At 69.3% G+C, this 16,717-nt stretch carries 19 protein-coding genes; 12 read left to right on the forward strand and 7 right to left on the reverse strand.

The window, feature by feature from the left end; all coding sequences use genetic code 11:
* Positions 1-3 precede the first annotated feature (3 nt).
* The 3 genes from truB to JI739_RS00290 all read left to right on the forward strand — a co-directional run bounded on the left by truB (position 4) and on the right by JI739_RS00290 (position 3,791).
* Entirely contained in the window at positions 4-960 is a 957-nt protein-coding gene (gene truB, locus JI739_RS00280; protein WP_201681854.1) for a tRNA pseudouridine(55) synthase TruB, read from the forward strand.
* Positions 957-2,789, forward strand: a complete 1,833-nt coding sequence (gene typA, locus JI739_RS00285; RefSeq protein ID WP_201681855.1) for a translational GTPase TypA — start codon at positions 957-959, stop codon at positions 2,787-2,789. Before truB ends, typA begins: the two co-directional genes overlap by 4 nt.
* 162 nt (positions 2,790-2,951) lie before the next feature.
* Positions 2,952-3,791 carry a DMT family transporter gene (locus JI739_RS00290; protein WP_201683245.1) on the forward strand — a complete coding sequence of 280 codons (840 nt, stop codon included), beginning with the start codon at positions 2,952-2,954 and terminating at the stop codon, positions 3,789-3,791.
* 15 nt (positions 3,792-3,806) lie between these two features.
* On the opposite strand, the gene JI739_RS00295 is transcribed toward JI739_RS00290, so the two are convergent.
* The 4 genes from JI739_RS00295 to smpB all read right to left on the reverse strand — a co-directional run bounded on the left by JI739_RS00295 (position 3,807) and on the right by smpB (position 6,102).
* Complete coding sequence (locus tag JI739_RS00295; protein WP_201681856.1) at positions 3,807-4,610, reverse strand: anti-sigma factor family protein; 804 nt, start codon at positions 4,608-4,610, stop codon at positions 3,807-3,809.
* A gap of 4 nt (positions 4,611-4,614) precedes the next feature.
* Positions 4,615-5,148 carry a sigma-70 family RNA polymerase sigma factor gene (locus tag JI739_RS00300; RefSeq protein WP_201681857.1) on the reverse strand — a complete coding sequence of 178 codons (534 nt, stop codon included), beginning with the start codon at positions 5,146-5,148 and terminating at the stop codon, positions 4,615-4,617.
* Positions 5,149-5,165: 17 nt separating this feature from the next.
* Positions 5,166-5,501, reverse strand: a complete 336-nt coding sequence (locus tag JI739_RS00305) for a COG4315 family predicted lipoprotein (RefSeq protein WP_236589160.1) — start codon at positions 5,499-5,501, stop codon at positions 5,166-5,168.
* Positions 5,502-5,628: 127 nt separating this feature from the next.
* The gene (gene smpB, locus JI739_RS00310) at positions 5,629-6,102 is read right to left on the reverse strand and encodes an SsrA-binding protein SmpB (protein WP_201683246.1); all 474 of its coding nucleotides are present in this window, start codon (positions 6,100-6,102) and stop codon (positions 5,629-5,631) included.
* Between the two features lie 196 nt (positions 6,103-6,298).
* Between smpB and JI739_RS00315 the strand changes: the two genes are divergently transcribed.
* Positions 6,299-6,739 carry a type II toxin-antitoxin system RatA family toxin gene (locus JI739_RS00315; protein WP_201681859.1) on the forward strand — a complete coding sequence of 147 codons (441 nt, stop codon included), beginning with the start codon at positions 6,299-6,301 and terminating at the stop codon, positions 6,737-6,739.
* A complete protein-coding gene (locus tag JI739_RS00320; protein ID WP_201681860.1) occupies positions 6,732-7,058 on the forward strand; it encodes an RnfH family protein in 327 nt (108 codons plus the stop codon). The genes JI739_RS00315 and JI739_RS00320 overlap by 8 nt, the downstream gene beginning before the upstream one ends.
* Positions 7,059-7,069: 11 nt before the next feature.
* Here JI739_RS00320 and JI739_RS00325 read toward each other — a convergent pair whose 3' ends face one another.
* A complete protein-coding gene (locus JI739_RS00325) occupies positions 7,070-7,576 on the reverse strand; it encodes a DUF4124 domain-containing protein (protein WP_201681861.1) in 507 nt (168 codons plus the stop codon).
* Positions 7,577-7,688: 112 nt separating this feature from the next.
* Between JI739_RS00325 and guaB the strand changes: the two genes are divergently transcribed.
* Genes guaB through JI739_RS00345 form a run of 4 tightly spaced genes read left to right on the forward strand, consistent with a single transcriptional unit; the run spans position 7,689 to position 12,676 of the window.
* Positions 7,689-9,158, forward strand: a complete 1,470-nt coding sequence (gene guaB / locus JI739_RS00330) for an IMP dehydrogenase (RefSeq protein WP_201681862.1) — start codon at positions 7,689-7,691, stop codon at positions 9,156-9,158.
* Positions 9,159-9,164: 6 nt separating this feature from the next.
* Positions 9,165-10,778, forward strand: coding sequence for a glutamine-hydrolyzing GMP synthase (guaA, locus tag JI739_RS00335; protein ID WP_201681863.1), 1,614 nt, complete (start codon positions 9,165-9,167; stop codon positions 10,776-10,778).
* A gap of 13 nt (positions 10,779-10,791) precedes the next feature.
* The gene (locus JI739_RS00340) at positions 10,792-11,304 is read left to right on the forward strand and encodes a pyridoxamine 5'-phosphate oxidase family protein (RefSeq protein WP_201681864.1); all 513 of its coding nucleotides are present in this window, start codon (positions 10,792-10,794) and stop codon (positions 11,302-11,304) included.
* On the forward strand, positions 11,294-12,676 hold the full coding sequence (locus tag JI739_RS00345) for a pyridoxamine 5'-phosphate oxidase family protein (RefSeq protein ID WP_236589008.1): 1,383 nt from the start codon (positions 11,294-11,296) through the stop codon (positions 12,674-12,676). The genes JI739_RS00340 and JI739_RS00345 overlap by 11 nt, the downstream gene beginning before the upstream one ends.
* Here the strand turns inward: JI739_RS00345 and JI739_RS00350 are convergent.
* Positions 12,651-13,382 carry a hemerythrin domain-containing protein gene (locus tag JI739_RS00350; RefSeq protein ID WP_201681865.1) on the reverse strand — a complete coding sequence of 244 codons (732 nt, stop codon included), beginning with the start codon at positions 13,380-13,382 and terminating at the stop codon, positions 12,651-12,653. The two genes, JI739_RS00345 and JI739_RS00350, sit on opposite strands and share 26 nt — an antisense overlap.
* 174 nt (positions 13,383-13,556) lie before the next feature.
* Between JI739_RS00350 and JI739_RS00355 the strand changes: the two genes are divergently transcribed.
* Genes JI739_RS00355 through JI739_RS00365 form a run of 3 tightly spaced genes read left to right on the forward strand, consistent with a single transcriptional unit; the run spans position 13,557 to position 16,110 of the window.
* Positions 13,557-13,775 (forward strand): hypothetical protein, encoded by a 219-nt coding sequence (locus JI739_RS00355; protein ID WP_201681866.1) that lies wholly within the window; start codon positions 13,557-13,559, stop codon positions 13,773-13,775.
* Positions 13,772-15,148, forward strand: coding sequence for a tRNA adenosine(34) deaminase TadA (tadA, locus tag JI739_RS00360; RefSeq protein WP_354003649.1), 1,377 nt, complete (start codon positions 13,772-13,774; stop codon positions 15,146-15,148). Before JI739_RS00355 ends, tadA begins: the two co-directional genes overlap by 4 nt.
* A complete protein-coding gene (locus tag JI739_RS00365; protein ID WP_201681867.1) occupies positions 15,145-16,110 on the forward strand; it encodes an LD-carboxypeptidase in 966 nt (321 codons plus the stop codon). Before tadA ends, JI739_RS00365 begins: the two co-directional genes overlap by 4 nt.
* Positions 16,111-16,293: 183 nt before the next feature.
* Here JI739_RS00365 and JI739_RS00370 read toward each other — a convergent pair whose 3' ends face one another.
* Positions 16,294-16,647 (reverse strand): hypothetical protein, encoded by a 354-nt coding sequence (locus JI739_RS00370; protein WP_201681868.1) that lies wholly within the window; start codon positions 16,645-16,647, stop codon positions 16,294-16,296.
* Between the last annotated feature and the right edge of the window lie 70 nt (positions 16,648-16,717).

Below are 16,717 nucleotides of genomic sequence, written 5' to 3' on the forward strand. Positions count from 1 at the left end.
GCCATGAGCGCACCACGAGCACGGGTCGTGAGGCGCCCCGTGCACGGGGTGCTGTTGCTGGACAAGCCGCTCGGCCTGTCCAGCAACAACGCATTGCAGAAAGCCAAGTGGCTGCTGCGGGCCGAGAAGGCGGGCCACACCGGAACGCTGGACCCATTGGCAACGGGCGTGCTGCCGCTGTGCTTCGGCGCGGCCACCAAGTTCAGCCAGTTGCAGCTCGACGCCGACAAGACCTACGAGGCCGTGGCGGTGCTGGGCCTGCGCACCCGCACCGGCGATGCCGAGGGCGAGGTGGTCGAGCGGCGGCCGGTCGGGGACATCACGCTTGAGCGGCTCGAGGCGGTCCGCCGCGCTTTCACGGGGCCGATCCGCCAGGTGCCGCCCATGCACAGCGCGTTGAAGAAGGACGGCAAGGCTCTGTACGAGTACGCGCGCGCCGGCGAAGACGTCGAACGCGCGCCCCGCGACGTGGTGATCCACGAACTGCACATCGAGCCGGGCGCCGTCTCGGACGAAGGCCAGCCCACCTTGCGCATCCGTGCGCGGGTGAGCAAGGGCACCTACATCCGGACGCTCGGTGAGGACATCGGAGCGGCGCTGGGCTGCGGGGCGCATCTGTCGGCGCTGCGGCGCGTCGCCACGGGGCACTTCGAGGTGGGCCAGTGCGTGACGCTGGAGGCGCTCGAGGCATTGCCCGAGGCCGAGCGCGCCGAGCGGCTGCTGCCGGCGGAGAGCCTGCTGCCCGGTCACGAGCGCGTCACGCTCGCAGACGAGGATGCCGGGCGCTTCCTGGCCGGCATGCGCCGGCGCGGCGGCTGGCCCGATCTGCCGGCGGTCGCCGTGTTCGCGTCCGCACCGTCCACCCTGCTCGGCACCGCCCATGTGCGCGCCGGCGAACTCATACCGGGCCGCTTGCTGAGCCCTATCGAAATCCAGCAGATCAGAACCCAGAAGCCATGAGCACCAAACCCATCCGCAACATCGCCATCATCGCGCACGTCGACCACGGCAAGACCACGATGGTCGACCAGTTGCTGCGCCAGTCCGGCACCTTCGCCCAGCACGAGAAGGTGGTCGACACCGTGATGGACAACAACGCCATCGAACGGGAGCGCGGCATCACCATCCTGGCCAAGAACTGCGCCGTGAGCTGGCAGGGCACCCACATCAACATCGTCGACACCCCGGGTCACGCGGACTTCGGCGGCGAGGTCGAGCGGGCGCTGTCGATGGTGGACGGCGTGGTGCTGCTGATCGACGCGCAGGAAGGCCCCATGCCGCAGACCCGGTTCGTCACCAAGAAGGCGCTGGCCCTGGGCCTGCGGCCCATCCTGGTGGTGAACAAGGTGGACAAGCCGGGCGCGCGCCCCGATCACGTGATCAACGCCGCCTTCGACCTGTTCGACAAGCTCGGCGCCACCGACGAACAGCTCGACTTCCCGGTCGTCTACGCCTCGGGCATCAATGGCTGGTCATCGCTGGAAGAAGGCGAGGCCGGCGAGCAGTGGGGGCCGGACATGTCGGCGCTGTTCGACACCATCCTGAAGCACGTGCCGGCGCACGAAGGTGACCCGGCCGCGCCGCTGCAGCTGCAGATCTCGGCGCTCGACTATTCCAGCTTCGTCGGGCGCATCGGCGTCGGTCGCGTCAACGCCGGGACCATCCGTCCCGGCATGGACGTGCTGGTGATGGAAGGCCCCGAGGGCAAGAGCATCAAGGGCCGCATCAACCAGGTGCTGACCTTCCAGGGGCTGGACCGGGTGCAGGTCACCGAGGCGGGGCCTGGCCACATCGTGCTGATCAACGGCATCGAGGACGTCGGCATCGGCGTGACGATCACCGATCCGGCCAACCCCTCGCCGCTGCCCATGCTCAAGGTGGACGAGCCCACCCTGACCATGAACTTCTGCGTCAACACCAGCCCGCTGGCCGGCCGCGAAGGCAAGTACGTGACCAGCCGCCAGATCTGGGACCGGCTGCAGAAGGAGTTGCAGCACAACGTCGCGCTGCGCGTGCGCGAGACCGACGAGGAGGGTGTGTTCGAAGTGATGGGCCGGGGCGAACTGCACCTCACCATCCTGCTGGAGAACATGCGCCGAGAGGGCTACGAACTGGCCGTGTCCAAGCCTCGCGTGGTGTTCAAGGAAATCGAGGGCGCCCGGTGCGAACCGATCGAACTGGTCACCTGCGATATCGAGGAGCAGCACCAGGGTGGCGTGATGCAGGCCCTGGGCGAGCGCAAGGGCGAGCTGGTGAACATGGAACCGGACGGCCGGGGCCGCGTGCGGCTGGAGTACCGCATCCCGGCACGGGGACTGATCGGGTTTTCCAACGAGTTCCTCAACCTCACGCGCGGCTCGGGGCTGATCTCCAACATCTTCGACTGCTACGAGCCGCACCGCGGCGAGATCGGCAGCCGCAAGAACGGCGTGCTGATCTCCATGGACGACGGCGAGATCTTCACCTACGCGCTGGGCAAGCTCGACGACCGGGGCCGCATGTTCGTCAAGCCCAACGACGCGGTATACGAGGGCATGATCGTGGGCGTGCACAGTCGCGACAACGACCTGGTGGTCAACGCCACGCGCACCAAGCAGCTGACCAACTTCCGTGTGTCCGGCAAGGAAGACGCGATCAAGATCACGCCGCCCATCGAGCTCACGCTCGAATACGGCGTCGAGTTCATCGAGGACGACGAACTCGTCGAGATCACGCCCAAGAGCATCCGCCTTCGCAAGCGCTACCTGAAGGAACACGAGCGCAAGCGCGCCCTGCGCGAAGCTGCTTGATTCCCCCCGAAGCGGCTTCGCCGCCCCCCCAAGAGGGCGCCACCGGCGGCCCGGCAAAGCCGGTTCCGCGGTGGCCCTGGAACGGTCACTTCTGTCGTGCCGAGTCGTGGTGAGTCGCATAGCGTGGCGCCGGGCCTGACCCACGGCCGTGCCGTGCTGCTGATGGTGTGGGTCACGCTCATGTGGTCCATCGCCGGCGTCGTCGCCCGCCAGCTGGACCAGGCGCGCAGCTTCGAGGTGACGTTCTGGCGCAGCTTCTTCACCGTGCTGTCGCTGCTGGTGCTGCTGCCGCTGCTGCGCGGCGGCGCCGTGTTCGCCACGCTGCGGCAGGGCGGCCGGGCACTGTGGCTCTCGGGGCTGTGCTGGAGCGTGATGTTCACGGCGTTCATGGTGGCGCTGACCCTCACCACCGTGGCCAACGTGCTGATCACGATGGCGCTGGCGCCCCTGGCGGCCGCCCTGATCGCGCGGGTCTTCATCGGCTACCGAATCCCGCCGCGCACCTGGGCTGCCATCGTCGTGGCGGGGCTGGGCATCGGCTACATGTATGGCGGCCGGTTCATGGCCGGTCACGCGGCCGGCACCCTGGTCGCACTGGCGGTGCCCCTGGCCACCGCTGCCAACTGGACCATCAACCAGCGCGCGCATGCCTGGGGCGAGCGCGTCGATTTGGTGCCCGCGGTGCTGATCGGCGCCCTGATCTCGGCGGCGGCGACCCTGCCGCTGGCCTGGCCCCTGCAAGCCAGCCTCCATGACATCGGCTTGCTGGCCTTGCTGGGGCTGGTGCAACTGGCCATCCCCTGCACGCTGGCCGTGGTGTGCGCGCGGGTGCTGGCGGCACCCGAGATGTCGCTGCTGGGACTGCTGGAGGTCGTGTTCGGCATCCTGCTGGCTTGGGTGGGCGCGGGCGAGCGGCCGTCCGACGAAGCGCTGCTGGGCGGCGTGCTGGTGATCGGCGCGCTGGTCGGCAACGAACTGATCGCCTGGCGCGGGCGGCCCTGAACCGCGCCCTGGAATTCAGAACTGCAGGCTGCGATAGGCCAGCTGCGCGACGGACAGCAGGCGCTGCCGCGACAAGGGTCCGGTGATCGCATAGCCGTAGCCTCTCTCCACCCAATAGAAGCTCGACGTCGCACCGTCGCCGACGTAGCGGAACGCCGCGTCGTCGACTGCCTGCGGTCCGCCGAGCGCGCCCACATACAGCGTCAGGCGCTCGCCGGCGGCGTTCTGGAACATGAACTGCGCGCGTGCGCCGCCCTCGCCGGGCAGCAGGCGCCCGCCCACCAGCTCGAAACCCTCGGCGCTCAGCTGAGGGACCTTCAGCGGGCGCCCCAGCCGCTTGGACAGCCACTGGACCAGGTGGTCCTGCTGCGAGGCATCCACCTCGACCGGGTGGCGCGACTCGGGCACGTACACCGCGTGGGCCAGCAGCGCCTGGCGCGCGAACCCCCCGGGGCCGGCGCCCGCCAGGGGCAGGCCGGCGCGCTGGCCGGACTGCAGCCCGTGCAGTGTCCAGCCGGCGCCGAACGCGAGCAGCACGCTGGCCGCCATGGCGCCCCAGCGCCACCAGGCGGCCTGGCGGGCGTGGTGCTTCCGGACCCGCTGCGAGGCCGGCCACATGCTCGACGGCACCGCCTCCTGCAACACCTCGGCATGGTGCGCGCGCAGGGCCTCGCGTTGCGCCTGCCAGGCCCGCAGCGTGGCCTGCGCCTGGGGATTGGCGTCCACCCACGCCTGCACCGCGGCGGCCCGGTCGGCGGGCAGGCGGGCATCGACCAGCGCATGCAGGTCGTCTTCGGAAAAGGGTGGGTGCCGGCTCATGGCATCACTTCATCCGACGCAGCCCCGGGCGGCGGGGCAGGGCGCCCGGCTGGTCTTCTTCTTCCATCAGCTCGCGCAGGCGGGAGCGCGCGCGCGACAGCCGCGACATCACGGTGCCGACGGGCACGCCGGTGATGCGCGCCACGTCGGCGTAGCCCAGGTCTTGCAGGGTCACCAGCAGCAACACCTCCCGCTGCTCCTCGGGCAGTCGCATGAGGCAGGCCTGGAGATCCAAGGCGCGGTCGATCGGCGCGCTCGGGGCCGGCGCCTGCTCCAGCGCGAAGTCATCCGCCGGGGTTTCGCTCGAGTGCCGCCGCGCCCGCCGGATGCCGTCCACGAAGAGGTTGTGCATCACGCTGAACAGCCATGCCCGCAGGTCGGAACCCACGGCCCACAAACGCCAACGGCGGCAGGCCCGCTCCAGCGTGTCCTGCACCAGGTCGTCGGCGGCCCAGCGGTCGCCGGTCAGCGCCCGTGCATACCGACGCAGGTGCGCAATCTGCGCGACCAGGTCGTCGGGCGTGCCGGGCGCGGGCATGGCGGCTTGCCAAACGCCTACGGCTTGGCGACTTTCCAGACGTTGTTCACGCCGTCGCCGGTCTTGTCGCCCGCCTTCGTGTCCTTGACCCAGAAGTACAGGGGCTTGCCCTTGTAGGCCCACTGCTTGGCGCCATCGTCGCGGGTGACGACGGTCCAGTCGCCGCTGGGCTTCGCATCGGCCGGCGCGGCCAGCGGCGGCCACAAGGCGGCGCACTGGCCATTGCAGACCGACTTGCCCGAGCCGGCCTGGTCGCGGTCGAAGGTGTAGAGCGTCATGCCGTTGGTGCCGACCAGCACCCCGTCCGCGGGCTTGGCGGGCGGGGTTTGCGCGAGCGCCGCGCTGGCGGCCATCAGCAGGCCCAGGACGAGAGAGCGGGACGTGGAGAAGGTTTTCATGGGTTGAGCTCCTTGGCAGGTTGGAAGGGCTGCCAACTGCATGAACGAGTGCGGGAGCTCGTTTATTCCCTGCGCGGGCGCATCAACGATGCCGCTGCTTCATGGCTCGCTCGACTTCGCGCTTGCCTTCGCGATCACGGATGGTGTCGCGCTTGTCGTGCTCGGCCTTGCCCTTGGCCAGCGCGATCTCGCATTTCACCTTGCCAGCCTTCCAGTGCAGGTTGAGCGGCACCAGCGTGTAGCCCTTCTGCTCGACCTTGCCCATGAGGCGCCGGATCTGGTCCTTGTGCAGCAGCAGCTTGCGGGTGCGGATCGAATCAGGGCTGACGTGGGTGGACGCGGTCTTCAGCGGGTTGATCTGGCAGCCGATGATGAACATCTCGCCATTCTTGATGACGACGTAGCCATCGGTCAGTTGCACCTTCCCTTCGCGAAGGGCCTTGACCTCCCAGCCCTGCAGCACCATGCCCGCTTCATACTTCTCCTCGAAGAAGTAGTTGAATGCGGCTTTCTTGTTGTCGGCGATTCGTGCCTGGGCTTCGGGTTTTTTGGTCATGAGTATCAAAGTCCACCCCGAAGCGCCGTCGGCGCCTCCCCTCGAGGGGCGCCACCAGCGGCCCAGCAAAGACGGTTCCGCGATGGCCCGAGATGGCAGCGCCTTCTGCGAAGCGTCTCGGGCGATCCGCCGCATCGTGGCGAAGCGACATGCCGCAGAGGGTGTCCCTACAATCGCGCCGGGCTCGCAATTCTCCATGAAAACCGTCCACAAGTCCGTCCTCATCTGGTACAGCGCCGAAGAGATGTTCGCCCTGGTGACCGACGTCGAGTCCTACCCGCAGTTCCTGCCCTGGTGCGACGAAGCGATCGTGCTCTCGCGCGACAAGGACGGCATGCGTGCGCGCATCGGCATCGCCTTCAGCGGCATCCACCAGCACTTCACGACGCACAACGAACACGTGCCCGGTCGAGAGATCCACATGCGGCTGGTGGAGGGGCCGTTTTCGCGCTTGCAGGGCCACTGGACCTTCACGCCCGTGGGGGACGAAAGCCAGCGCGCCTGCAAGGTCGAATTGAAGCTGGACTATGCATTCCGCAGCGCCGCGCTGGCGGCGTTGGTCGGGCCGGTGTTCGACCGCATCGCCGGCAGCCTGGTCGATGCGTTCGTCAAGCGGGCCGAACACGTGTATGGCTGAAGGCCGGCCCATTCGCGTCACGGTCGCGTGCAGCCCCGGTCCTCGGCAGGTGCTGGAGTGGTCGCTCGAGTTGCCGGCGGGCGCCACGGTTCGCACCGCGATCGACGCCAGCCCCATCGCCCGCGAATGGCCCGACGGGGCCGCGCACGAGCCGGCGCTGTTCGTGTGGGGGCGAGCCGCGCGGCCTGACCAGTTGCTTCACGACGGGGACCGGGTGGAGTGGCTGCGCGGCCTGCGGGTCGATCCCAAGGTGGCGCGGCGGGAGCGCTTCCGCAAGCAGGGCAGCCGGGCCGCGGGGCTATTCGCCCGACGCGGCTGAGGCAGCCAGCCTCAGGAGGGCTTGCACTCCGAGGCGATCACCTGTTCGATGCGCTTGAGTTCGGCCGCGCGTTGCTCGTCATCGAGGATCTCGCGTTCGCCCTTGTCGTTGAGCCGGGCGAGCCGCATGCCCGAATCGAACGTGGCCTTGGCCTGGCGGGCCCGGGCGCAGTTCTCGGCCTGGGCCTTGGCCACCCGCTCTTCCTCGACCTTTCGTTTTTGCGCCTCGGCCTCCTGGGCCTTCTTGCGCCTGGCTTCGAGTTCCTTGTCCTGGCCGCCTGCGAGGGGCTGGGGAGATGCGGTCGGGGCGGAGGGCTCGGCAGCGGCCGGCTGCGCGGCAGGCACGCTCGCGGCACGCTGGCCCGGCTGCTTGAGGATGCTGCGTGCCGGAATGTCCGGCGGCGGCGGCTGGTCGCTGAACACCCGGCGGCCACCGGAATCGACCCACTGCCATTGGGCCAGCACCAAGGCGGGCGTGGACAAGGCCAGGCCCAGCAGGATTGCGCGCAGGTTGAGCATCGCGGCAGTTTACCGGCGCTGCTGAGCCAGCGGCAGCGGGACACCGCCCCGAGCGCTGCGGGGCCGGGCCACAGGAGGCCCAAAGATACAATTCGTCTTTTGGAGCCCACACATGCGCCTTCTTGGAAAAGCGCTCACCTTCGACGATGTGTTGCTGGTGCCCGCGTTCTCCCAGGTCCTGCCCAAGGACACGTCCCTCGCCACCCGCCTGTCGCGCAACATCCAGCTGAACCTGCCGCTCGTGTCCGCCGCCATGGACACGGTCACCGAAGCGCGGCTGGCGATCGCGATCGCGCAGGAAGGCGGCATCGGGATCGTCCACAAGAACCTCACCCCGCAGGAGCAGGCCGCGCAGGTGGCACGGGTCAAGCGCTACGAATCGGGCGTGCTGCGTGATCCGGTCGTGATCTCGCCCACGCACACGGTGCGCCAGGTGCTGGCCATGCAGGAACAGCTGGGCATCTCGGGCTTTCCGGTGGTCGACGGCGGCAAGGTGGTGGGCATCGTCACCGGCCGCGACCTGCGCTTCGAGACCCGATTCGACGCGCCGGTCAGCGAGATCATGACGCCGCGCGAGAAGCTGGTCACGGTGCGTGACGGCACCACGCTGGCCGAGGCCAAGCAGCTGCTGAACAAGCATCGGCTCGAGCGGCTGCTGGTGGTCGGCGACGGGTTCGAGCTCAAGGGACTGATCACCGTCAAGGACATCACCAAGCAGACCAGCTTCCCGAACGCCGCGCGCGATGCCTCCGGACGGCTGCGCGTGGGCGCGGCGGTCGGGGTGGGCGAGGGCACCGAGGAGCGCGTCGAGGCGCTCGTCAAGGCCGGTGTCGATGCCATCGTGGTGGACACCGCGCACGGGCACAGCAAGGGCGTGATCGACCGCGTGCGATGGGTCAAGCAGAACTACCCGCAGGTGGATGTGATCGGCGGCAACATCGCCACCGGCGCGGCCGCCCGGGCGCTGGTGGAGGCGGGTGCCGACGCCGTCAAGGTGGGCATCGGACCCGGCTCCATCTGCACCACGCGCATCGTGGCTGGCGTGGGCGTGCCGCAGATCACCGCCATCGACAACGTGGCCACGGCGCTGCAGGGCACCGGCGTTCCGCTGATCGCCGACGGCGGCGTGCGCTACTCGGGTGACATCGCCAAGGCCATCGCGGCCGGCGCCGGCACCGTCATGATGGGCGGCATGTTCGCCGGCACCGAGGAGGCGCCAGGCGAGATCGTTCTTTTCCAGGGCCGCAGCTACAAGAGCTATCGGGGCATGGGCTCCATCGGCGCCATGCAGCAGGGCAGCGCCGACCGCTATTTCCAGGAAGCGACCAGCACCAACCCGAACGCCGACAAGCTGGTGCCCGAAGGCATCGAGGGTCGCGTGCCGTACAAGGGTTCGATGGTGTCCATCGTGTACCAGCTCGCCGGCGGCGTGCGCGCCGCCATGGGCTATTGCGGCTGCACCAGCATCGAGGACATGCGCAGCAAGGCCGAGTTCGTGCAGATCACCGCAGCGGGCATGCGTGAGAGCCACGTGCACGACGTGCAGATCACCAAGGAAGCCCCGAATTACCGGGCCGAGTAAGGGCGCATGCAACACGACAAGATCCTCATCCTCGACTTCGGCAGCCAGGTCACCCAGCTGATCGCGCGCCGCGTGCGCGAGGCGCACGTCTACTCCGAGGTCCATCCCTGCGATGTCGACGATTCCTGGGTGCGCCAGTACGCCGCCGACGGGCGCCTCAAGGGCGTCATCCTCTCGGGCAGCCATGCCAGCGTCTATGAGGAAAGCACCGACCGTGCGCCGCAGGCGGTGTTCGAGCTGGGCGTTCCGGTGCTGGGCATCTGCTACGGCATGCAGACCATGGCGCAGCAACTCGGCGGCCGGGTCGAAGGCGGCCACAAGCGCGAATTCGGCTTCGCTGCAGTACGTGCGCGCGGCCACACCCCATTGCTGCGCGACATCGCGGACCACACCACGCCCGAAGGCCACGGCATGCTGGACGTGTGGATGAGCCACGGGGACAAGGTGGCCGAGATGCCCCCCGGCTTCAAGCTCATGGCATCCACCGACAGCTGCCCGATCGCCGGCATGGCCGACGAGGAGCGCCGCTTCTATGCGCTGCAGTTCCACCCGGAAGTGACCCATACCCGCCAAGGCCGCGCCATCCTCGAGCGCTTCGTGCTCGACATCTGCCAGGCCCGACCCGACTGGGTGATGCGCGACCATATCGCCGAAGCCGTGCAGGCCATCCGCGAGCAGGTCGGCGACGAGGAGGTGATCCTGGGTCTCTCGGGCGGCGTCGATTCGTCCGTGGCAGCGGCGCTGATCCACCGCGCCATCGGCGACCAGCTCACCTGCGTCTTCGTCGACCACGGCCTGCTGCGCCTGCACGAGGGCGACGCGGTCATGGAAATGTTCGAAGGCAAGCTGCACGCCAAGGTGGTGCGGGCGGACGCCAGCGAGCGATTCCTGGGGGAGCTGGCCGGCGTCACCGATCCCGAGGCCAAGCGCAAGATCATCGGCCGCGAGTTCGTCGAAGTCTTCAAGGCCGAGGCCGCGAAGATCAAGCACACCCACTCGCGCCATGTGGCCTGGCTGGCGCAGGGCACCATCTACCCCGACGTCATCGAGTCCGGCGGGGCCAAGAGCAAGAAGGCCGTCACCATCAAGAGCCACCACAACGTGGGCGGGCTGCCCGAGCAGTTGGGCCTGAAGTTGCTGGAGCCGCTGCGCGACCTGTTCAAGGACGAGGTGCGCGAGCTGGGCGTGGCCCTGGGCCTGCCGCCCGAGATGGTGTACCGCCACCCCTTCCCGGGGCCGGGTCTGGGCGTGCGCATCCTCGGTGAGGTGAAGAAGGAGTACGCCGACCTGCTGCGCGCGGCCGACGACATCTTCATCCAGGAGCTTCGCAACCATGTCGACGCCGTCACGGGCAAGACCTGGTACGAGCTCACCAGCCAGGCCTTCACGGTGTTCCTGCCGGTGCGCAGCGTGGGCGTGATGGGTGATGGCCGCACCTACGACTACGTGGTGGCCCTGAGGGCGGTGCAGACCAGCGACTTCATGACCGCCGACTGGGCCGAGCTGCCCTACGCGCTGCTCAAGAAGGTGTCCGGCCGGATCATCAACGAAGTGCGCGGCATCAATCGCGTCACCTACGACGTGAGCAGCAAGCCGCCGGCCACCATCGAGTGGGAATGAACACCGGCGCGACATGACCGACGCTGCGCAGGTCCGCTTATCGGCCGAGCAGGCCCACTGGGTGCAGGGGCCGCTGTCGGTCGTGGTGGGGACCTGCGGCAGCGTCGGCCGGCCGCATGCGGCGCGGGCCGTCGGTTGCTGCGTGTCGCCGGACCGGGGCAGCGTCACGGTCGTGCTGCAGGCGTCCACGGCCACGCAGTCGCTGGACGACCTGCGCTCCGATCGGCGCATCGCCGTCGTGTTCAGTGATCCGCTCACTCATCATTCGCTGCAGGTCAAGGGCACCGCCGAACGGATCGAGCCGGCGGGTCCGGCCGGGCGGGAGTTGTCGCAGCTGTGGGTGCGCGCCTTCGCGCACCGATTGAAGGGGACCGTTCCCGACACGTGGACGCCGGAAGCCTTGGCCGGGGTGATGTTGACCGGTGCGGCCGATGACCTCTTCTTCGTCACGGTGCGCCTGCGTGCGATCTTCGACCAGACCCCCGGGCCAGCGGCCGGGGCAGCCGTGGGCACGCATGCGAACTGATGCCATGCCCGAGGACCTGCGCACCATTCGCGCCTGTTTCGAAGGCGGCGTGCCGTGCACGCTGGCCAGTGCCGACGCGCAGGGCGAGCCCAACGTGGTCTTCGTTTCACAGGCCGAGTGGGTCGATGAGCGGCACATCGCGCTGTCCTTCCAGTTCTTCAACAAGACTCGCCGCAACATCCTGGTCAACCCGCACGTCCAGCTGATCCTGGTGCACCCGACCACCGGCGAACAGTTCCGCATCGCCGCGCGCTACCTGCGCACCGAGTTCGAGGGACCGCTGTTCGAGCGCATGCGAGCCAAGCTGGCAGGCATCGCCTCGCACACCGGCATGGGCGGTGTGTTCAAGTTGCTCGGGGCCGACCTGTACGAAGTGCTCGACCTGGAGCGGGTGCGCACCACGGCCATCGTGCCGCGCACGCCAGCCCCCGAGCGCATGCCGGCCCTGCGTCGCGCGTGCGAACACCTGTCGGTGCGGGCCGACCTCGAAGACCTGTTCGACCGTTGCATGCAGGCGCTCGAACGCCACTTCGGGCTGCGCCACGCGATGCTGCTGCTGCCGGACGCGCCGCGCCGCCGGCTCTACACGATGGCCAGCCTGGGCTACGCGCGCTCGGGCGTGGGATCGGAGATCGCGCTGGGCGACGGCGTCATCGGCGTGGCCGCGCAATCGGGCACGCCGATCCGCATCAATCACCTCACGCAGGATGCCAGCTACTGCCGCGCCGCCCGCGTGCAGGGGCCCGAGGGCCAGTCGTCCACGCCGGAGCGCGAAATCGCTTATCCGGGCCTGGCCGAGCCCCACAGCCAGATGGCGCTGCCGATCGCCTGGGGCGCCGGGCTGCCGGCCGTGCTGTTCGTCGAAAGCGAGCAGGCCATGTGTTTCGATTGGGACCTCGAGGACGCCTTGTCGGTGTTCTGCCTGCAACTCGGCGCCCACCTGCGGGCCCTGCAGCCGGTGGTCGAGGCACCGGACGAGGCCGCCCCGCCCCCGGCGACGCCTGCCGCCGCGGCAGCACCCGGGTCGACCGGCCATGCTCCGCCGCTTCGGGTGCGTTTCTTCGAGGTCGACAGCAGCGTGTTCCTCGATGACGAGTACGTGATCAAGGGCGTCGCCGGGGCGGTGCTGTGGACCTTGGTGTCGGAGTACCAGGCGACTGGCCGCACCGAGTTCACCAACCGCGAACTGCGCCTGCGGCCTGCGCTGAGGCTGCCCGACCTCAACGACAACCTCGAGGCCCGGTTGGTGCTGCTGCGGCGGCGACTGGCCGAGCGCCGCAGCGATCTGCAGATCGAGAAGATCGGCCGCGGCCGGCTGCGGCTGCAGTTGCAACGCGGCCTGGAACTCACGCCGGTGCCACGGACGGGGTGAGCTGCGGTGCCAGGCCGAGCCGCCCGGACAACTGCTCGAAGTCGCGCGCCGACAGGCGTTCCCGCGCGATGCCGATCACCGCTTCGAATACCGGCGGCGGTGCCGAGGCGCGGATGCCGGACAGCATCTGCACCCGCTCGCCGATGGACAGCGCCGGAATGAACCAGCGCAGGAAGCCCATCATGGTGGCGGGCGGAATCGAGGCCACCAGTCGCTGCTCGACCGACCGCAGCTCGTCGTCGCTGTAGAAGTCCCAGAGCGCCGCGTTGTGCGCGGTTTCCTCATGGGTCATGTGCACCAGGTTCTCACCCACGAAAGTCGACAGGGCGCGGTAAAGCCGCGCGAGCGCGCCGGCTCGCTCCGGTGCGGCCGCCGCGGTCACTGCATCCACCATCGCCGCGATGTCCGCGAAATCGGCCTCGTGGTGGCGATGGTCGTCCGCCGCGCGCGCGGCGCTGCCGGGGAGGGCTGCGTCGAGCAGCGGGTGCACGAAGCTGTCTTCCTTGTGCAGGTGCGACTCGCACAGCGACAGCAGGTCCTGCACCGCCTGGCAGGCCTCGGCGACCTCGCCATCGTCCAGGGGGTCGGCGGCGCCCACGCGGATCAGGGTATCGCTCATGCAAAGGCGCAGCGCCTTGTGCACGCCGGCATACAGGTCCACGCGCGTGGCGGCCAGGGTGGCGGGGGAAGGGGTGGTGGCGTTCATGGCAGGGTCTCCGGTTGAAGTGGTGCCACTGTAGGTTTGGCCCCTGACCGGCGTTCTTAACTAATCCACCAGCAAACCTTAAAAGATTCGCAAGGGCAGGGCGCCGAAGCGGCGCGGCACAATCGCTGCCATGTCATTCCCATCCGCATCGCGCCCCTGCGCGCCGGGCCAGCCATGAGGTGGGCGGCCGGTTTCATCGTGCTGCTCGTCGCCCTGTTGGCGGTCGGTCTGCTGGGGCGCACGGCGCTGCGGGCGGACGCACCGGCCGCACGATCGTCGGAGGCCGTCGATCGCCGCGTCGCGGTGCCGCTGCGCCAGCAGCCCGAGCAGGTCAAGCAGGCGGTGGAGCAATTGATGCAGCAGGCCCGGCCGATGCCGGACGAGGCGCAGTGACCGACGGAGCCGACCGCGACCACCATTTCATGCGCCTGGCCCTGGAACAGGCGCAACGGGCGCACGCGGCCGGCGAGGTTCCGGTGGGCGCGGTGGTGGTGCAAGGCGATCGCGTGGTCGGTGCGGGATTCAACCGTCCGGTCGGCACCCGGGACCCCACGGCGCATGCCGAGGTACAGGCGCTGCGCGAGGCCGCGGCGGCGCTGGGCAACTACCGGCTGGACGGCTGCGAGTTGTTCGTCACCCTGGAGCCCTGCGCCATGTGCAGCGGGGCCATGCTGCACGCACGGCTGGCGCGGGTCGTCTGGGGCGCGGCGGATCCCAAGACCGGAGCCGGCGGGTCGGTGGCCGACCTGTTCGCCGATCGCCGGCTCAACCACCAGACGCACACCCGCGCCGGCGTGATGGAGCACGAATGCTCGGCCTTGCTGGCGGGTTTCTTCCGCCAGCGGCGCAGCGATGCACGGGCCCGTGCGCAGCCGTTGCGGGAGGATGCGTTGCGCACGCCGTCCGCGCGCTTCCAGGGGGTGGCACCCGTTCCAGGCGACTCCCGGCTGGTGGACGACCTGCCCGCGCTGGCCGGCCTGCGCATGCACTACCTCGACCAGGGAGCCGCCGACGCGCCGCTCACCTGGCTGTGCCTGCACGGCAATCCCACCTGGAGCCACCTGTGGCGACGCATGGCGCCGGTTTTCCTGCAAGCCGGTCACCGGGTGGTCGCGCCAGACCTCGTGGGCTTCGGGTTGAGCGACAAGCCCAAGCGCGAGAGCGCCCATCGCTTCGACTGGCACCGGGACATATTGCTCCAGTTCGTGGAACGGCTGGACTTGCGTCGGGTGGTCCTGGTGGTGCACGACTGGGGCGGCCTGCTGGGCTTGACGCTTCCCATGGAGGCACCCGGGCGCTACCACGCCCTGTTGGCCATGAGCACCCTGCTGGCCACCGGCGACGAGCCCCTGCCGTCCGGGTTGCAGGACTGGCGCGAGCGGTGCATGCGGTCGGCCGACGTGACGCGGCTCCTGGCAGGCACCGACGCGGCCGACATCGGCGCGTATGCCGCACCGTTCCCGGACCGCGGCCACGCGAGCGCCATCCGCGCGTTCGGGGCCATGGTGCCCAGCCAGCCGCACGACGGCGGTGCCGCGATCTCGCGCCAGGCGCGCAGGTTCTGGTCGGGTTGGCAGGGTCGCAGCTTGCTGGCCGGCGGCGCCCAGGACCGCATCTGGGGGGCTTCGGCCCTGCACCGGCTGCAAGCGCAGATCCGGGGCTGTCCGCCGCCGCGGCTGTTGCCGCAGGCTGGGCTCTTCGTCCCCGAGCACGGGGCCGACATCGCCGCCGCGGCGCTGTCGCATTTCAGTGAAGGATTCTCTTGAGCCACATCTATGTGTTCTCCCCCTCGAGCGCGGTGCGCGACCGTGCCGCGGCACGGCGAGGCATCGCGCGCCTGAAGGCGCTCGGCCACGAGGTCGAACTCGACCCGGATGCGTTCAGCAGCCACATGCGCTTTGCCGGCGACGACGACACGCGCCTGGCGGCCATCGAACGGGCCGCCGCCAGTGGCGCCGACGTGGCCCTCATCACTCGCGGCGGCTACGGGCTGACGCGGCTGCTGCCTCGCATCCGCTACAAGGCGATCCGCCGGGCCATTGAACGCGGCACGCGCTTCGTCGGCCTGAGCGACTTCACCGCCTTGCAAAGCGCACTGCTCGCCACCACGGGTGCGGTGAGCTGGGCCGGGCCGGCCCTGGGGGAGGATTTCGGCGTCGAGGGTGAGCCCGACGACATCATGCTGGCCTGCTTCGACGACCTGCTGGGCGGGCAAGGGGAGGGCAGTGGCTGGCAATTGCCCAAGGCCGAAGCGCGCGAGCGCGCCTTTCACACCCGCGGCCAGTTGTGGGGCGGCAACTTGAGCGTGCTGGCCTCGCTGGTGGGCACGCCCTGGCTGGCCCAGCCGGAGCGCGGCGTCCTGTTCGTCGAAGATGTGAACGAGCACCCGTACCGCGTGGAGCGCATGCTCGCGCAGTTGCTTCACGCGGGCGTCCTGGCCCGCCAGAAGGCCATCTTGCTGGGCCAGTTCACGAACTACAGGCTGGTGCCGCACGACAAAGGCTATCGGCTGCAGACGGTGGTGAACTGGCTGCGTGAGCAGACCAAGGTGCCGGTGTTCACCGGCCTTCCGTTCGGCCACGTGCAGACGAAGGTGCTGCTGCCCGTGGGGGCCGAGGTGGAATTCGCGGTCGAGGGGCGAGACGCGCTGATCTTCTGGGGCCATGGTTCGGAGCGTGGGCGGCAGAGGGACGAGCCCGCGCCGGTTCGCCATGCCGGGCCAGGCTAGGCGTGGGCGAGGCCGTGTGGCGGGCCACACAACGAGCCCGCAACGACGCATGGCCCGGTATGGCGAACCGGCCCGCAGGGTTCGGCCTCCTCAGGGGCGCATGGCGCGCCTTGCCTGCACCCCGGGGGAGGCCCAACGCGGGCCCGTCTCTCTGCCGCCCACGCTCCAGCGTGGGGGCCCGCGTTAGCGATCTCCGGCCGGCGGACGGCTCGAACGGCCGTAGAGGCCTTCCGGCAGCAGCCCGCGGAACAACAAGGTCACCTCTTCGACGGCCTGGCGGGCCTTGAGCTCACCGTGCACGGCTGCCAGCGCCGCCATGAGGTCGTTGCGGGCATACCAGAGGCCCTGGATGTCGGTGGCATACCGCAGGCGCCGGGCCAGCAAGGGGTGTCGTTCGATGCCATCGCTGCCCAGCAGGCCCAGCATGGCGCGCCGGATCTGGTCCATCGCGGTGTCCATCTCGATGGCTGACGCGGCGGGACCGTGCCCGAGCAAGGCGTAAATACTGCTTTTCAGATTGGGCTTGAACCAACGCATGGGCTCGAGGGTACGGGAGATCGTGGCGGCGCAGCAACTCATCTGTGCTGCCCGCACAACGGTTTTCCGT

The sequence above is a fragment of the Ramlibacter aurantiacus genome (assembly GCF_016722895.1).
Classification (GTDB): domain Bacteria; phylum Pseudomonadota; class Gammaproteobacteria; order Burkholderiales; family Burkholderiaceae_C; genus Ramlibacter; species Ramlibacter aurantiacus.

Excerpts from the sequence above, each read along its gene's own strand:
- JI739_RS00350 (WP_201681865.1), bottom strand. The coding sequence starts at position 13,382 with ATGAACGCCACCACCCCTTCCCCCGCCACCCTGGCCGCCACGCGCGTG.
- JI739_RS00320 (WP_201681860.1), top strand. The coding sequence starts at position 6,732 with ATGGCTGAAGGCCGGCCCATTCGCGTCACGGTCGCGTGCAGCCCCGGT.
- JI739_RS00300 (WP_201681857.1), bottom strand. The coding sequence starts at position 5,148 with ATGCCCGCGCCCGGCACGCCCGACGACCTGGTCGCGCAGATTGCGCAC.
- truB (WP_201681854.1), top strand. The coding sequence starts at position 4 with ATGAGCGCACCACGAGCACGGGTCGTGAGGCGCCCCGTGCACGGGGTG.
- guaB (WP_201681862.1), top strand. The coding sequence starts at position 7,689 with ATGCGCCTTCTTGGAAAAGCGCTCACCTTCGACGATGTGTTGCTGGTG.
- JI739_RS00345 (WP_236589008.1), top strand. The coding sequence starts at position 11,294 with ATGCGAACTGATGCCATGCCCGAGGACCTGCGCACCATTCGCGCCTGT.
- JI739_RS00370 (WP_201681868.1), bottom strand. The coding sequence starts at position 16,647 with ATGCGTTGGTTCAAGCCCAATCTGAAAAGCAGTATTTACGCCTTGCTC.
- smpB (WP_201683246.1), bottom strand. The coding sequence starts at position 6,102 with ATGACCAAAAAACCCGAAGCCCAGGCACGAATCGCCGACAACAAGAAA.
- JI739_RS00355 (WP_201681866.1), top strand. The coding sequence starts at position 13,557 with ATGAGGTGGGCGGCCGGTTTCATCGTGCTGCTCGTCGCCCTGTTGGCG.
- JI739_RS00295 (WP_201681856.1), bottom strand. The coding sequence starts at position 4,610 with ATGAGCCGGCACCCACCCTTTTCCGAAGACGACCTGCATGCGCTGGTC.
- typA (WP_201681855.1), top strand. The coding sequence starts at position 957 with ATGAGCACCAAACCCATCCGCAACATCGCCATCATCGCGCACGTCGAC.
- JI739_RS00325 (WP_201681861.1), bottom strand. The coding sequence starts at position 7,576 with ATGCTCAACCTGCGCGCAATCCTGCTGGGCCTGGCCTTGTCCACGCCC.
- guaA (WP_201681863.1), top strand. The coding sequence starts at position 9,165 with ATGCAACACGACAAGATCCTCATCCTCGACTTCGGCAGCCAGGTCACC.
- JI739_RS00305 (WP_236589160.1), bottom strand. The coding sequence starts at position 5,501 with ATGGCCGCCAGCGCGGCGCTCGCGCAAACCCCGCCCGCCAAGCCCGCG.
- JI739_RS00340 (WP_201681864.1), top strand. The coding sequence starts at position 10,792 with ATGACCGACGCTGCGCAGGTCCGCTTATCGGCCGAGCAGGCCCACTGG.
- JI739_RS00290 (WP_201683245.1), top strand. The coding sequence starts at position 2,952 with ATGGTGTGGGTCACGCTCATGTGGTCCATCGCCGGCGTCGTCGCCCGC.
- JI739_RS00315 (WP_201681859.1), top strand. The coding sequence starts at position 6,299 with ATGAAAACCGTCCACAAGTCCGTCCTCATCTGGTACAGCGCCGAAGAG.